This window comes from Phyllobacterium phragmitis, assembly GCF_002980495.1.
GTDB classification, from domain to species: Bacteria; Pseudomonadota; Alphaproteobacteria; order Rhizobiales; family Rhizobiaceae; genus Paramesorhizobium; species Paramesorhizobium phragmitis.
Genome location: NZ_PVBR01000004.1, coordinates 337577 through 351497, shown reverse-complemented (window position 1 = coordinate 351497; position 13921 = coordinate 337577). Strand labels below are relative to the sequence as shown.

General features: G+C 60.1%; 16 protein-coding genes and 1 pseudogene. 3 read left to right on the top strand and 14 right to left on the bottom strand.

Annotation, left to right across the window (positions count from 1 at the left end; all coding sequences use genetic code 11):
* Positions 1–291 precede the first annotated feature (291 nt).
* On the bottom strand, positions 292–630 hold the full coding sequence (locus C5748_RS07685; protein WP_105741332.1) for a P-II family nitrogen regulator: 339 nt from the start codon (positions 628–630) through the stop codon (positions 292–294).
* A gap of 226 nt (positions 631–856) precedes the next feature.
* On the bottom strand, positions 857–1726 hold the full coding sequence (tesB, locus tag C5748_RS07680; RefSeq protein WP_105741331.1) for an acyl-CoA thioesterase II: 870 nt from the start codon (positions 1724–1726) through the stop codon (positions 857–859).
* Between the two features lie 244 nt (positions 1727–1970).
* Between tesB and C5748_RS07675 the strand changes: the two genes are divergently transcribed.
* Both C5748_RS07675 and C5748_RS07670 read left to right on the top strand, forming a co-directional pair.
* Complete coding sequence (locus C5748_RS07675) at positions 1971–3236, top strand: ubiquinone biosynthesis hydroxylase (RefSeq protein ID WP_105741330.1); 1266 nt, start codon at positions 1971–1973, stop codon at positions 3234–3236.
* A gap of 91 nt (positions 3237–3327) precedes the next feature.
* The gene (locus C5748_RS07670) at positions 3328–3765 is read left to right on the top strand and encodes an OsmC family protein (RefSeq protein WP_105741329.1); all 438 of its coding nucleotides are present in this window, start codon (positions 3328–3330) and stop codon (positions 3763–3765) included.
* Between the two features lie 35 nt (positions 3766–3800).
* On the opposite strand, the gene C5748_RS07665 is transcribed toward C5748_RS07670, so the two are convergent.
* The 6 genes from C5748_RS07665 to C5748_RS07640 form a co-directional block, all read right to left on the bottom strand.
* The gene (locus C5748_RS07665; protein WP_105741328.1) at positions 3801–4172 is read right to left on the bottom strand and encodes a VOC family protein; all 372 of its coding nucleotides are present in this window, start codon (positions 4170–4172) and stop codon (positions 3801–3803) included.
* A gap of 88 nt (positions 4173–4260) precedes the next feature.
* Positions 4261–5040 carry a succinate dehydrogenase iron-sulfur subunit gene (locus C5748_RS07660; RefSeq protein WP_105741327.1) on the bottom strand — a complete coding sequence of 260 codons (780 nt, stop codon included), beginning with the start codon at positions 5038–5040 and terminating at the stop codon, positions 4261–4263.
* A 15-nt stretch (positions 5041–5055) separates the two neighbouring features.
* The gene (gene sdhA / locus C5748_RS07655; protein ID WP_105741326.1) at positions 5056–6915 is read right to left on the bottom strand and encodes a succinate dehydrogenase flavoprotein subunit; all 1860 of its coding nucleotides are present in this window, start codon (positions 6913–6915) and stop codon (positions 5056–5058) included.
* 8 nt (positions 6916–6923) lie between these two features.
* A complete protein-coding gene (gene sdhD / locus C5748_RS07650; protein ID WP_105741325.1) occupies positions 6924–7307 on the bottom strand; it encodes a succinate dehydrogenase, hydrophobic membrane anchor protein in 384 nt (127 codons plus the stop codon).
* A 14-nt stretch (positions 7308–7321) separates the two neighbouring features.
* Complete coding sequence (gene sdhC, locus C5748_RS07645; RefSeq protein ID WP_105741324.1) at positions 7322–7720, bottom strand: succinate dehydrogenase, cytochrome b556 subunit; 399 nt, start codon at positions 7718–7720, stop codon at positions 7322–7324.
* A 395-nt stretch (positions 7721–8115) separates the two neighbouring features.
* Entirely contained in the window at positions 8116–8595 is a 480-nt protein-coding gene (locus C5748_RS07640; protein ID WP_105741323.1) for a GNAT family N-acetyltransferase, read from the bottom strand.
* A gap of 148 nt (positions 8596–8743) precedes the next feature.
* Here C5748_RS07640 and C5748_RS07635 point away from each other — a divergent pair, with 148 nt between their 5' ends.
* Positions 8744–9106 carry a hypothetical protein gene (locus tag C5748_RS07635; protein ID WP_146119490.1) on the top strand — a complete coding sequence of 121 codons (363 nt, stop codon included), beginning with the start codon at positions 8744–8746 and terminating at the stop codon, positions 9104–9106.
* Between the two features lie 19 nt (positions 9107–9125).
* On the opposite strand, the gene C5748_RS07630 is transcribed toward C5748_RS07635, so the two are convergent.
* The 6 genes and pseudogenes from C5748_RS07630 to rplS form a co-directional block, all read right to left on the bottom strand.
* On the bottom strand, positions 9126–10340 hold the full coding sequence (locus C5748_RS07630; protein ID WP_105741321.1) for a GGDEF domain-containing protein: 1215 nt from the start codon (positions 10338–10340) through the stop codon (positions 9126–9128).
* Between the two features lie 213 nt (positions 10341–10553).
* The gene (gene leuC, locus C5748_RS07625; protein ID WP_105741320.1) at positions 10554–11963 is read right to left on the bottom strand and encodes a 3-isopropylmalate dehydratase large subunit; all 1410 of its coding nucleotides are present in this window, start codon (positions 11961–11963) and stop codon (positions 10554–10556) included.
* Positions 11964–12037: 74 nt separating this feature from the next.
* Positions 12038–12229: a hypothetical protein gene (locus C5748_RS27795; protein ID WP_146119489.1), complete on the bottom strand. Its 192-nt coding sequence runs from the start codon at positions 12227–12229 to the stop codon at positions 12038–12040.
* Positions 12216–12317: pseudogene (locus C5748_RS28810) on the bottom strand (amino acid ABC transporter permease); the annotation flags it as partial. The pseudogene C5748_RS28810 and the gene C5748_RS27795, both read right to left, overlap by 14 nt.
* A 7-nt stretch (positions 12318–12324) precedes the next feature.
* A complete protein-coding gene (locus tag C5748_RS07615; RefSeq protein ID WP_105741319.1) occupies positions 12325–13119 on the bottom strand; it encodes a transporter substrate-binding domain-containing protein in 795 nt (264 codons plus the stop codon).
* A gap of 192 nt (positions 13120–13311) precedes the next feature.
* Complete coding sequence (gene rplS / locus C5748_RS07610) at positions 13312–13737, bottom strand: 50S ribosomal protein L19 (protein WP_105741318.1); 426 nt, start codon at positions 13735–13737, stop codon at positions 13312–13314.
* Positions 13738–13921: the final 184 nt, after the last annotated feature.

Here is a 13921-nt window from a genome sequence, read left to right as displayed (position 1 = left end):
AACACCGGCTTCAAACGCTTGCTTGCGTCACAAGTCCCGGCCCAATGCCCCATAACCAAGTTCCGTGCCAATTTTCGAAATAGTCACTTAACCGGCTGTAAAGGCTGTTTTATTTGTTTCCATTCAGAGAAGTGCAGCGCTTCGCCCAGACGATTTGCCTAAAAAACGGCCACTGTCGCAAATTATGCCGTTTTCTTGAACAAGCCCTTGGAGAGCCTGATGCCGCCTGAAGAGCAAGCGGCGGCGCCCCAGAAGACGGAACCGAAGCGAGCCCTTGGGATGTCGCTCCTCTCAGAGCGCGTCCGTATCGGTTTCTCCGGTGCGGATCCGCACTGCCTGATCGATGGAATAGACAAATATCTTGCCATCGCCGATCTGGCCTGTCTTGGCCGCGCCGGTGATAGCCTCGACGGCCTTGTCCACGAGATCGGCCCCCACGGCGATCTCGATCTTGAGTTTCGGCAGGAAGCTGACGGCGTATTCCGCGCCGCGGTAGATCTCGGTGTGCCCCTTCTGACGCCCGTATCCCTTGACCTCGGTTACGGTCAGTCCCTGAATGCCGATAGCCGTGAGAGCTTCGCGCACCTCGTCCAGCTTGAATGGCTTGATGATCGCCATCACGATTTTCATCTGGTCGTACCCCTGCTTTATGCGGTTTCCCGCGTTCGGAAGCCATCTCCGGAACGCCTAGGGCATTCCGGTGACTGGAGAAAGCAATTCAAACTCCGTGCCAATCCGAAAATATCATACATCGCCTTGAATACGCTACGTTATTCCCAGGCAGCCTCAATAGGGCAGATGCAGAATGCCTAAAAACTGATCACAATATTTCTGCCGCCTGCAAGATGGCGTCAATTTAATCGGCCTTGCGAACCCTAATGAGACCTTCCTGTGCAACGGACGCAACCAGGAATCCGTCCCGCGTATAGATCGAGCCGCGATTGAAGCCGCGCGCGCCGGCGGCACTCGGGCTGTCCTGCGTATAAAGCAGCCAGTCGTCGAGTTTGCAGGGGCGGTGGAACCACATGGCGTGGTCGAGGCTGGCGACCTGCAGGTCGCGGTCGAAGATCGAGCGGCCATGCGCATAAAGCGACGTGTCGAGAAGCGTCATATCCGAGATATAGGCGAGGACGGCTGCCTGGATGGCGCGGTTGTCCGGCACGGGCCCGGTGGCGCGGATCCAGACATGCTGCTCCGGCGGAAGCTTCTCGCGCGAGAAATAATGTGTCAGCGAGACCGGCTTCATCTCGATCGGCCGATCGCGCTCCCAATATTTGCGCACGTTTTCCGGCGCCATGTGGAGATATTGCTCCTTCAATTGCCGATCGCCCATCAGCTTTTCCGGCGGCGGCAAATCTTTTGGCATCGGTTTTTGATGAAAAAGCCCGTCCTCCTCCACCTGGAACGAGCATGAGAGCGAAAAGATCGCGTGCCCATGCTGAACGGCGACGACGCGCCGGGTGGTGAAGCTCGAGCCGTCGCGGATGCGGTCCACCTCGTAGATGATCGGCACGGCGGGATCGCCGGGACGCATGAAATAGGCGTGCAGCGAATGCACATGCCGGTCCTTTTCGACCGTGCGCTGCGCCGCCACCAGCGCCTGCCCGATCACCTGCCCGCCAAACACCCGTTGCCATCCGACCTGCGGACTGCTGCCGCGAAACAGATTGTGTTCCAGCGTCTCGAGGTCGAGGATGGACAGAAGCTCTTTCATGGCTCCGGACATGGATCGCTGCCTTTCGCGCTGCTTTTTCCAGCATTCCGCTTCAACAGGAACGTCATGACATGTCAAGGCGAGGTGAGCCGGGCGGTTAATTGTCGGTAGGCTGCAACGGGAAGAAACGACGCGGAAATTGCTGATATTGACAGATGTTTGGGATAGGATCATGCACGCCTGAAAAATGACTTGCTTGAGAGTAAGACTTAAGTCCGATCCCAGGACCCCGATCTCTAAGGGAAGGAATGAAGCGATGACCGGCCAGACCTCCACCCGAACCTCCCCAAAACCCACTGTTGAAACCATCCCGATCGACGTACTGGTCGCGGGCGGCGGTTATGTCGGCCTGGCGACCGCGGTGGCGGTCAAGGCTGCGGCGCCGCATCTGCGCGTTCTCGTCATCGACGCCTCTCCTCCCGGAAGCTGGAGACAAGATCCGCGCGCTTCGGCCATCGCCGCTGCCGCCGCCCGTATGCTCAACCGGCTGGGATGCTGGCAGCCCATTCTTCCCGAGGCTCAGCCGATCAATGAGATGATCGTCACCGACTCCAGGACCTCCGATCCCGTCCGCCCGGTCTTTCTCACCTTCGACGGCGAAGTGGTGCCCGGTGAGCCCTTTGCCCATATGGTCGAAAACCGCACGCTCAACGCCGCGCTCAACGCGAAAGCCGAACAACTCGGCGTGGAAATCATCGAGGGCGTCGGCGTCGATGGTTTCGACGTGCGCGCCAACAGTGTCACCGTTCATTTGAGCGACGGGCTCACCTTCGAAGCACGGCTCCTTGTTGCGGCGGACGGCGTGCGCTCCAGGCTGCGCGACCGGGCCGGGATAAAGACGGTGCAGTGGGATTACGGCCAGTCGGGCATTGTCTGCACCGTCCATCATGAGCGCCCGCACAATGGCCACGCCGAAGAGCATTTTCTGCCCGCCGGGCCTTTTGCCACCCTGCCGCTCAAAGGCAACCGCTCCTCACTGGTCTGGACCGAACACACCAGGGATGCCGAACGGCTCGTCAGCCAGGATGATTTCCTGTTCGAGGCGGAGCTGGAGCAGCGCTTCGGCCACCGGCTCGGCGAGCTCAAGGTCGAGGGTCCGCGCCGCGCCTTCCCGCTCGGGCTGATGCTGGTGCGCGAATTCGTCAAGCCGCGCTTTGCACTGGTGGGCGATGCCGCCCACGGCATTCATCCGATTGCCGGGCAAGGCCTCAATTTGGGTTTCCGTGATGCGGCGGCACTCGCCGAGATCATCGTCGAGACCGACCGGCTCGGCCTCGACATCGGCTCATTCGCCGCGTTGGAACGCTATCAGGCATGGCGGCGCTTCGACACGGTGCAGATGGGCGTCACGACCGACCTGCTGAACCGGCTGTTTTCGAACGACATCATGCCGCTTCGCACCGTCCGCGACATCGGCCTCGGCCTTGTCGACAGGATGCCGAAGATGAAGCAATTCTTCATCCGTCAGGCGGCTGGCCTGACGAGAAACACACCACGGCTGTTGCAGGGCGAGGCAATTTAAGCTTAAAAACACACGCGCTGGTAGATACTTGCGAGCATATCTATATCCAACCTGCAATGGTGCAACTTTTCTCAAAGGAAGGAGACCAGAAATGGACAGGACGGCAACGGCAATCTGGAAGGGCGGGCTCAAGGACGGCTCGGGCACGCTCGATACGCAAAGCGGCGCCTTGCGGGAATTACCCTATAATTTCAAGGCGCGTTTCGAGGATGAAAACGGAAAATCGGGAACCAACCCGGAAGAACTGCTTGCTGCGGCACATGCCGGCTGCTTTGCCATGCAGCTTTCGCACTTTCTGGCCGAGAACGGCACGCCGGCGGAAAAGCTCGAGGCAACGGCCGCAATCAGCATCGACCCGGCCTCCGGCGGCGGCTTTGAGATCACCAGAAGCGCGATAACGCTCATCGGCGCCGTACCTGGCATCAGCGAAGAGGATTTCCGCAAATTCGCCGATCAGGCCAAGCAGGGCTGCCCGCTTTCCAAGGCGCTCGGCGCCATCGAGATCACCCTCGACGCAAAACTCGGCTGACCGCTCATTCCGTTTATCGCCGACCCTAAGCGCCTTTACTCCGGGAGGTGGCAGACGGCCTCGATATTGTGCCCGTCCGGATCGAGGACGAAAGCGCCGTAATAATCGGGATGATAATCTTCACGGATACCGGGCGCGCCATTGTCGCGCCCGCCTGCTGCAAGCGCCACCTGGTGGAACCTGACCACTTCGGTCCGCGTGCCGGCCGAAAAGGCAACGTGGAGCGTGCCCTGCAGCCGCGCGCCCCGTTGCGCACCGATCCAGAATTCCGGCTTGCCATTGCGGCCATAGCCGACCCAGTTGCCGAATTCCATGACAGGCGAAATACCGAGAGGCTGCAACGCCGCGTCATAGAACGCCCGCGACCTCTTCATGTCTGAAATATTGAAACCGATATGGTCTAGCATCCGCTTTTCTCCTCGCCTGATCATAGACCATGTTGCAGCCGAACCAAAATGACCGGCGTCCACAAACGCGGCGGAACGGATGGAGAAGCTAGACCCGCCGCTCCACCATCATCTTCTTGATCTCGGCGATCGCCTTGGCCGGGTTCAAGCCCTTCGGACAGGTCTGGGCGCAATTCATGATCGTGTGGCAGCGATAAAGCCGGAACGGATCTTCCAGATTGTCCAGCCGCTCGCCCGTCGCCTCGTCCCTGGAATCGATCAGCCAGCGATAGGCCTGAAGCAGCACGGCGGGGCCGAGATAGCGTTCGCCGTTCCACCAATAGCTCGGACATGACGTCTGACAGCAGAAGCACAGAATGCACTCGTAGAGCCCGTCGAGCTTGGCCCGGTCGTCATGGCTCTGCAGCCATTCCTTGGCCGGCTCCGGCGAGACCGTCTTCAGATACGGGTCGATCGAGGCGAGCTGCGCGTAAGGCACCGTCAAATCAGGCACCAGATCCTTGACGACGGGCATGTGCGGCAGCGGGTAGACCTTCACGGTACCGCCGATCTCCTCCATGCCCTTGGTGCAGGCAAGCGTATTGGCGCCGTCGATATTCATCGCGCATGAGCCGCAAATGCCTTCGCGGCACGAGCGGCGCAGCGTCAGCGTCGGATCGACATTGTTCTTGATCCACAACAACCCATCGAGCACCATCGGACCGCAATCGTCGAGATCGACGTAGTAGGTGTCCATGCGCGGGTTCTCGTCGTCATCCGGCGACCAGCGGTAGATCCTGAATTCCTTCAGATTGTTGGCGCCCTCGGGCCGGGCCCAGATATGACCGGGCTTGATCTGCGAATTCCTGGGAAGTGCCAGTTCGACCATTGCTCTACCCCTTGATCAGTAAACACGCGCTTTGGGCGCGATCTTGGCGAGGCTGATGCCGCCCTCTTCTTCCGGAACCAGCGGATCGACATGGACGGGCCGGTAACCGAGCGTGACCTTGCCGTTCGGGCTCAGCCAGGACAGCGTATGCTTGCGCCAGTTCGCGTCGTCGCGGTCCGGAAAATCCTCGCGTGCATGCGCGCCGCGGCTTTCCTCGCGCGCCTCGGCCGAAACCACGGTGGTAAGTGCGTTGGCCATCAGATTTTCCAGTTCCAGCGTCTCGACCAGATCGGAATTCCAGATCATCGAATGGTCCGTGACCTTGATGTCGGCGAGATCCTTCCAGAGCGCAGCCATGCGTTCGCAGCCCGATTTCAGCGATTCGGACGTGCGGAAGACGGCGGCGTCTTCCTGCATGGTGCGCTGCATCTTTTCGCGCAGTTTCGCCGTCGGCGTGCCGCCATCGGCAAAGCGCAGTCTGTCGAAGCGGTCCATGATCTTCTCCACCGCCGCCTCGTCGATATCGGGGATCTTGGCGGTGCGGTCGATCACCTCTCCGGCGCGAATGGCAGCCGCCCGCCCGAACACCACGAGATCGATCAGCGAATTGGAACCGAGCCGGTTGGCGCCGTGCACGGAAGCGCAGCCCGCCTCGCCGACCGCCATCAGGCCGGGCTGGACACGGTCGGGGTTCTCCGGGGTCGGGTTGAGCACCTCGCCCCAGTAATTCGTCGGAATGCCGCCCATATTGTAATGGACCGTCGGCAGGACCGGGATCGGCTCCTTCGTCAGATCGACGCCGGCGAAGATCTTCGCCGATTCCGAAATGCCGGGAAGGCGCTCGTGCAGCACCGCCGGATCGAGGTGATCGAGGTGCAGGTAGATGTGGTCCTTGTTCTTGCCGACGCCGCGCCCGGCGCGGATTTCCATCGTCATGCAGCGGGAAACCACGTCGCGCGAGGCGAGATCCTTCGCCGATGGCGCATAGCGCTCCATGAAGCGCTCGCCCTCGGAATTGACGAGATAACCGCCTTCGCCGCGGGCCCCCTCGGTGATGAGGCAGCCGGCCCCATAGATGCCGGTCGGATGGAACTGCACGAATTCCATGTCCTGCAGCGGCAGGCCGGCACGCGCCACCATCCCGCCGCCGTCGCCGGTGCAGGTATGGGCCGATGTCGCCGAGAAATAGGCACGGCCATAGCCGCCCGTCGCCAGCACCACCGTCTTCGCAGCGAAACGATGGATGGTTCCGTCATCGAGGTTCCAGGCGACGACGCCGGTGCACACGCCATCGCTCATGATGAGGTCGAGCGCGAAATATTCGACGAAGAACTGCGCATTGTTGCGCAGGCTCTGGCCGTAGAGCGTGTGCAGAATGGCGTGGCCGGTGCGATCGGCGGCAGCGCAGGTACGCTGCACCGGAGGCCCGTCGCCATAATTCATCATATGCCCGCCGAACGGACGCTGGTAGATCTTGCCCTCTTCGGTGCGCGAAAACGGCACGCCGTAATGCTCGAGCTCGTAGACGGCGGCCGGCGCTTCACGCGCCAGATATTCCATCGCATCCGTGTCGCCCAACCAGTCCGATCCCTTGACGGTATCGTACATGTGCCACTGCCAGGAATCGGGACCCATATTGCTGAGCGATGCCGCGATGCCGCCCTGTGCGGCGACCGTATGGGAGCGCGTCGGGAACACCTTGGTGATGCAGGCCGTTTTCAGCCCCTGCTCGGCCATGCCGAGCGTCGCGCGCAGACCCGCGCCGCCCGCGCCGACCACCACGACATCGAATTTATGATCGACAAAGCGATAGGATTTGCCGTCTTCGGCCTGAGCGGCACTTGCTGCCGCGTTTTTTTTCGTCTTGGTGGCCATGCGGGCTGTCAACCTCCGAAGCTGAGCTTGAGGATCGCGAAAATGCAGGCAACGCCGACCGCCGCCGCAAAGAATGTGTTCAGCATCACCAGAACGACCTTGATGCCTTCGCCATGCACATAATCCTCGATGATGACCTGCATGCCCAGGCGCATGTGGTAGAGCGCCGACAAAAGCACCAGGATGAGCACCAGCGCCGTCAGCGGATGCGAAAGGGCGGCCCTGACCTCCTGGAAGTCCGCACCATGCAGCGACACGATAAGGCCGATGAAAAACAGCATCAGCGGCACATTGGCCACCGCGGTCAGGCGCTGACGCCAGAAGTGCTCGGTGCCCTCCTTGGCCGAGCCAAGCCCGCGAACCTTGCCGAGAGGCGTACGCATATTGCTCATGATCTCATCCTTATCTAGCGCAGCACATAGCCGGCGATCCAGATCAGGAGCGTCAGCGTGACGGAAGCGATCACCGTCACCCAGGCGATCCTGGAAGCCGTGTGCTTTTCGAGGCCGGTCGAGGTATCCCAGATGAGATGGCGGATGCCGCCCATCATGTGATGAAGCAGCGCCCAGGTGTAGCCGAAGAGAACCAGCCGCCCGAACCAGGAACCGAAGAACGCATTGACCAGATTGAAAACATCTTCGCTCGTCGCCGCGGCGATCAGCCAGAGAGCGACCAGAAGCGTGCCGAAATAAAGCGCGCCGCCCGTGATGCGATGCAGGATCGACATCGTCATGGTGATCGGCCATTTGTAAACGGTGATATGCGGCGATAATGGGCGTTGGCGGGTGGCTGTTGGTCTGGTCATGGCTCCCCCAGAAATGGCTTCCCAGTTTATCCGGGCCCGGTTTGTCAGGACAACACTGAACGAATGCCAGCTCATGCCCGGATACGCTGGAACACGATCCCTGGAAGTCGACGGCGACTTTCCGGAGACCGCGTGTCGATTTGAATTCAGAGCATCCCTCGTGCGGCGCTCCAAATGCGGCAGGATCGTGATCGATGACCCGTTGCGCCGTTATCTACTGCTCTTTTTGCACCGCGTCAAAGCCACTTGACCATTCCGCAGCAAGCATTTGGTCGCACTTTGCCGCAAGCGTGCCAAGTGAGAGCCGGCTTCAATCGTTTGAACACGCCCAAAGCAGCTAAAACCGTGGAATCACGATCAAATCGGAACGCGAAAAGTTTACCGGGCCTGGCGCTCTATTGCCCGCCGAACCGAATCACGAAGCTGGTCCAGTCCGCGGCGGCAGCCATCTGCTCGTAGAGCTTGCGCCCGTCCTCGGGCTGGCGCGGCGCATTGAGGACGAGCTTGTTCCAGCTGCGCTCCTCCGCCTTGTCGGCCAGAACGTCGATCAGCGCCTTGGCGATACCTTTGCCGCGATGGTCGTGATGTACATAGATGTGGTCGACCTGACCGGCGCGCATGCCCGAAACCGGCTCCGGCAGATCGTAGAAGATGACGAAGCCGACGAGTTCGCCATCGAGCCGGGCGCCGGCGATCTCTGCGGCGCGATCCTGCAGCAGCTTTTCGGCATAATATTCATCCGGGCGGCGCGGCGCGCCACGTTTCAATGCCTGGGCATAGCTCGCAAGCAGAGGCGCGAACTCATGCGCATCGCGCAGATGCAGAAGCGAGATGTCGACGGCGTGGGTGGCCTGGGTAGCTTGGTCATTCGGCATCGGTCGTGGTCCTCCAATCGGTCCTGCATCGGCACTCGTCAATGATGTCATCGATCCCCGTGCCACCGTCAACCCCCTCGCTCTGGTGTTAAGAACGGGTTAACATGCGAGATATGGATGCGGTGAACCGGAAGGGAAGGAATTGCGCATGTCTGTTTTATCCCCCAGACGGTTTGCCTTGCGCACTGCGATTTGCGCCGTCATTTCCATTTCAGCCGCTGTGACGATGGTTCGACCGGTTCATGCCAATGAAACGAACGATGCGAAGATCGTTCTTGCCGGCACAAACCTGCGGGCCGACAAGATCACCGGGCACAACGGTCCGCAAGGCACGACAAAGGGTAGCGAAATCCTGATTATCCACCCGCCTCTCCATCCCTCGGTCATCGCGATCGTTCCTCCCGCCAATACGATTTGCGAAAGCGCGGTCGTGCTGAAGGGACGCGGTTTCATGTATGGTATCGCGAGGGGCGAAACGCCGGTGCTGGGTCATTCGCAATGTGCCCCGTGACGCCAGCAGGCCGCCAGATTCAACCCGTGCGCCCACTTGACGGAGCGCGCAGTTCGATGACTTTGTTTTCGTCTTCGATCGGCACCGCCAGCCGCACGCAATTGCGGCCGCTTTTCTTGGCGTCGTAGAGCGCGTTATCCGCGCGGCGCATCAGGTCGGAAAGCGCATCGCCGCTTTGCAGCTTGGCAACGCCGAAACTTGCGGTAAAGCGGCTTTCCGCCGGCAAACCCGCAACCCGTCGGCTGGAGAAATTCGTGCGCGCATTCTCCGCGAAAAGGCGCGCCGTCTGGATGCTCATGCCGGGAAGCACGATCGCGAACTCTTCGCCGCCGATACGTGCCACGATGTCCCGTTGCGAGGCAATTTCCTGCAAGCTTGCAGCGAAAGCGCGGATGACATGGTCGCCCAGCCCGTGCCCATAGGTATCGTTGATCGCCTTGAAGCTGTCGAGATCGCAGGCGACGAGCGAAAGCGGCAGGCCGGAGCGCCTTGCCTGGGCGACGGCCACCTCACCCCTGACTTCGAAACCGCGACGGTTCAAAAGATGTGACAACATGTCGGTTTCCGAACGCGCCGCCATGTCCCCCACCAGATCCCGTGTCAGAATGGTCAGCACGAAAAGACCGTTGGCAACTGAGAGCGCCGCCCCGATCGTCTGCGAGAAAAGCGCGTATTGCGTGTGAACATAGTCTTGCGGATTGACGCCCGTTCCCCCGGATGCGATCGCAAGAACGGGCTTGAGCAGGAAATGGCCGGCGCTGGCGAACAGGAGAGCGAACAGCAGCATATCCATGATTCCGCGGGCCCGCGATTTCAAAATGATATAATTGCAGAAACATATGGCGACGAAATAAGGCGCCTGATAGAGCAGCATGCCGGCAAGCGTTACCCGTGCAATACCATAGATCGAGTAGACGACGGCCAGCGAAACCGCGAACAGGATCGCCAGCCCGGTCCACGGCACCCGTACCGAATATTTATACGCCATGCCGATGGCCGAGCAGATCAGCGCGCACAGAAACGTGCTGAAGGCCAGCATGTAGCCGAGCTTCGGATTGCTGATGAATGGCACCAGCAGCTCCGTGCCGAAATTCAACATCGCAAAGACAAAACCCAGCGCGAAAAGGCGCGCCGAAATATAGGTTCTTTCATAGACGGCGATGCCGAGGAACGCCGTGGCGAAAAGCCCCGCAACGACCATGTTGATGGTGAGAATGAAGCTGGCGCCGCTCATATGCCCTTTGTTTCCCGCTTGTAGAAAGCTTGCCCGGACGAGAACAAAATAGCGTTAACCGCGGCCGGCCGGCACGGTGAAACCGTGCGGAACGCCCGATCACCTGCAACAATGGTAAAGAAAAACGAAAATGGGATACCCCGGGGCACCCCATCAAATGCGCAGTTCATTACGGCACCGTGCGTCCTCAAGAACGCACGGTGCCGTAAACGCTTATTTCCATTCGCGGATATCGACGAAATGTCCGGCGATCGCCGCCGCCGCCGCCATGGCCGGCGCGACCAGATGCGTGCGGCCCTTGAAGCCCTGACGACCCTCGAAATTGCGGTTCGAAGTCGAGGCGCAACGCTCGCCCGGCTTCAGCCGGTCGTCATTCATGGCAAGGCACATCGAGCAGCCGGGCTCGCGCCAGTCGAATCCGGCTTCCCTGAAGATCCTGTCGAGACCTTCGGCCTCGGCCTGTTCCTTGACGAGCCCGGAGCCCGGCACGATCATCGCATCGACGCTTGGCGCCACCTTGCGACCTTCGACGACCTTTGCCACCGCGCGCAGATCCTCGATGCGGCCATTGGTGCACGAACCGATGAAGACGCGGTCGAGCTTGATATCGGTGATCTTCGTTCCGGGCTTCAGGCCCATGTAATCGAGCGCGCGCTGCTTCGACACCCGCTTGGTCTCGTCGGCGATGTCCTCGGGATTGGGCACTTCGCCCGTCACGGCGACGACATCTTCCGGCGACGACCCCCAGGACACGATCGGCGGCAGATCGGCGGCGTTGAGCGTGACGATCTTGTCGAAATGCGCGCCTTCATCCGACTGCAGCGTCTTCCAATAGGCGATGGCCTGCTCGAGTTGCTCGCCCTTCGGCGCGCGCGGCTTGTCCTTGATATAGGCGAAAGTGGTTTCATCGGGCGCGATCAGGCCGGCCCGGGCGCCGCCTTCGATGCTCATATTGCAAATCGTCATCCGGCCTTCCATCGACAGCGCACGGATCGCCTCGCCGGCATATTCGATGACATAGCCGGTGCCGCCGGCGGTGCCGATCTCGCCGATGATGGCGAGAATGATGTCCTTCGCCGTCACGCCGGGCGGAAGCTGGCCGTCGACACGCACCAGCATGTTCTTCGCCTTGCGCTGGATCAGCGTCTGGGTGGCGAGCACGTGCTCGACCTCGGACGTGCCGATGCCGTGCGCCAGCGCGCCGAACGCGCCATGCGTCGAGGTATGGCTGTCGCCGCAGACGATGGTCATGCCTGGCAGCGTAAAGCCCTGCTCCGGCCCGATGATATGGACGATGCCCTGACGAATATCGTTCTCGGAATAGTATTCCACCCCGAAATCGGCGGCGTTCCTGGCCAATGCCTCGACCTGGATGCGGCTTTCCTCGTTCTTGATGCCGTTCTTGCGGTCGGGCGAGGTCGGCACATTGTGATCGACGACGGCGAGTGTGCGCTCGGGATGACGCACCTTGCGGCCGGTCAGGCGAAGGCCTTCGAAGGCCTGCGGCGATGTAACCTCGTGAACAAGATGGCGATCGATATAGAGGAGGCAGGTGCCATCGGCCTGGCTGTCCACCAGATGATCGTCCCAGATCTTGTCATAAAGGGTGCGAACTGCGCTCATTGTTCATATCCGTTCTTAAAAAGCAGAGGGTAAATTGGGTATGGCAAAAAAGGCCTGCCAAGCCTGGGCCGTGCTCAGCTAAGAAGGCTGTTAAGCGTCCCGGAAATTCGTGCGGAAAAGCGCTGCGGCAGACGCTTGCGGTCCTGCAGCACGAAAATTTTCCGCCCGATCCATCCATCAAAGGAGTTCATGCGGTCGCTCATATCAATTTTTCCGGTTTCAGGCAATAAAATAGAAGCTTGAAAGAGCACCCTACCGCCCGCCATCCTGTCGCAGCCTCTTTTCAAGGCGTCGCAACGCGATCGAGAAACCTGCCGTCAGCAGCAGGTAGATATAGGCGACGATGGAATAGGTCGGAAGATCAGCCGCCGAGCTTATAATCGAGGAACCATTTTTTGTTCAGCGCATCGAATGTCCCGTCTGCTTTCAGCAATTTGATTGCGGCATTGACCGATGCCACGAGATCGGACCCTTTCGGGAAAATGAACCCGAAATCTTCCGCACCGAGCGGACCGCCGACGAGCTTCAGCGCGCCTTCCGAAGCCTGCGCATAGCCCTTGCCCGCGGTTCCGTCGGTCAACACCACATCGACATCGCCGGTTTTCAGCGCCTGCACCGACGCGCCGAAGGTCTCGAACCGTTTGATGCGGGGATTGTGTTCGTTCCCGTCGAGCACATCATGAACCGCGACATAAAATGGCGGCGTGCCGGGCTGTGCGCCGACGAGCCCGTCTTTGAGGGCGGCAAAGCTCTTCGCATCGCTGAAGCGCTCCTCATCGCCGCGCACCAGCATGAACATTTCCGAACGCATATAGGGATCGGAGAAATCGACTTTTTCCTTGCGATCGTCCTTGATGGTGATGCCGTTCATGCCGATGTGATACTGGCCATCGGAGACGGCCTGGATCATCGCGCCCCAGCTGACATTCTGATGGGCCGCCTTGAAGTTCAGCCGCTTGGCGATCTCTTTCATCGCGTCATATTCCCAGCCGATCGCCTGGCCGGAATTCGGATCGATGAACTGCAGCGGCGGATAGGCATTTTCCGTCGCCACCATCAACGTTTTCCCGCCGAGATCCGGCAAATCCTCGGCATGAGCGGCAAGAGGTATCAAAACCAGCGCCAGCACACCGGAAAACAGTGATTTCAGGTCCATCCTGGATGATCTCCGTTCATGCCACGGGCCCGAGGGCCACATGGAATCCCGCCATGGATAACCTGTCCGAAACCTTGCACGGTTGCAAGAGCAATGAATCGCCCTTAGCTGGCGACCAGAGCGAAAGCTTTCTGCGCGTAAATAAAAAAGGCGGCCCGAAGACCGCCTTTCCCAAATTTCGTGTTTTCCGACTTACTCGGCAGCCGGCGCTTTTTCAGCTGCGGCTTTTCCCTTTTCCGCACCCTTGGCGGTCTTGCGGTAATCTTTCTTCTCGGCGATGCGGGCCGCCTTGCCGGTCAGGCCGCGCAGATAATAGAGCTTGGCGCGGCGGACCTTGCCGCGGCGGACGAGTTCGACGGCTTCCACCAGCGGGGAATAGACCGGGAATACGCGCTCGACGCCTTCGCCATAGGAAATCTTGCGAACGGTGAAGTTCTCGTGAATGCCGGCGCCGGCACGGGCGATGCAAACGCCTTCGTAAGCCTGGACGCGGGTACGGGTGCCTTCCGTGACGCGCACCTGCACGCGAACGGTGTCGCCCGGCTCGAAATCGGGGAATGTGCGCTTTTCATTGATCTTGGCGGCCTGTTCGGCCTCGATCTGACGGATGATGTCCATCGTCTTCAATCCTTCTCGTTCTTTTCGAACAGTCAGAGCGCTCGACACTTGCTGTACAGTCTCATTGCCGGACAGCTATGCCTTTTTGAGGCAGGAGCGTATTCACCATTCATTGGTTGGCGGATCTCGGGATTTTCCCCTGAGTTGGCGCGGCTTTACACCATCGGGCGTATTTAATCAACTG

What these genes read in the sequence shown, in the direction of transcription:
- leuC (WP_105741320.1), bottom strand. Translation starts at nt 11,963, where the DNA reads ATGAGCGCAGTTCGCACCCTTTATGACAAGATCTGGGACGATCATCTG.
- C5748_RS27795 (WP_146119489.1), bottom strand. Translation starts at nt 12,229, where the DNA reads ATGGCGGGCGGTAGGGTGCTCTTTCAAGCTTCTATTTTATTGCCTGAA.
- C5748_RS07640 (WP_105741323.1), bottom strand. Translation starts at nt 8,595, where the DNA reads ATGCCGAATGACCAAGCTACCCAGGCCACCCACGCCGTCGACATCTCG.
- C5748_RS07660 (WP_105741327.1), bottom strand. Translation starts at nt 5,040, where the DNA reads ATGGTCGAACTGGCACTTCCCAGGAATTCGCAGATCAAGCCCGGTCAT.
- sdhA (WP_105741326.1), bottom strand. Translation starts at nt 6,915, where the DNA reads ATGGCCACCAAGACGAAAAAAAACGCGGCAGCAAGTGCCGCTCAGGCC.
- C5748_RS07665 (WP_105741328.1), bottom strand. Translation starts at nt 4,172, where the DNA reads ATGCTAGACCATATCGGTTTCAATATTTCAGACATGAAGAGGTCGCGG.
- C5748_RS07630 (WP_105741321.1), bottom strand. Translation starts at nt 10,340, where the DNA reads ATGAGCGGCGCCAGCTTCATTCTCACCATCAACATGGTCGTTGCGGGG.
- C5748_RS07685 (WP_105741332.1), bottom strand. Translation starts at nt 630, where the DNA reads ATGAAAATCGTGATGGCGATCATCAAGCCATTCAAGCTGGACGAGGTG.
- sdhC (WP_105741324.1), bottom strand. Translation starts at nt 7,720, where the DNA reads ATGACCAGACCAACAGCCACCCGCCAACGCCCATTATCGCCGCATATC.
- rplS (WP_105741318.1), bottom strand. Translation starts at nt 13,737, where the DNA reads ATGGACATCATCCGTCAGATCGAGGCCGAACAGGCCGCCAAGATCAAT.
- C5748_RS07675 (WP_105741330.1), top strand. Translation starts at nt 1,971, where the DNA reads ATGACCGGCCAGACCTCCACCCGAACCTCCCCAAAACCCACTGTTGAA.
- sdhD (WP_105741325.1), bottom strand. Translation starts at nt 7,307, where the DNA reads ATGAGCAATATGCGTACGCCTCTCGGCAAGGTTCGCGGGCTTGGCTCG.
- C5748_RS07615 (WP_105741319.1), bottom strand. Translation starts at nt 13,119, where the DNA reads ATGGACCTGAAATCACTGTTTTCCGGTGTGCTGGCGCTGGTTTTGATA.
- C5748_RS07670 (WP_105741329.1), top strand. Translation starts at nt 3,328, where the DNA reads ATGGACAGGACGGCAACGGCAATCTGGAAGGGCGGGCTCAAGGACGGC.
- tesB (WP_105741331.1), bottom strand. Translation starts at nt 1,726, where the DNA reads ATGTCCGGAGCCATGAAAGAGCTTCTGTCCATCCTCGACCTCGAGACG.
- C5748_RS07635 (WP_146119490.1), top strand. Translation starts at nt 8,744, where the DNA reads ATGTCTGTTTTATCCCCCAGACGGTTTGCCTTGCGCACTGCGATTTGC.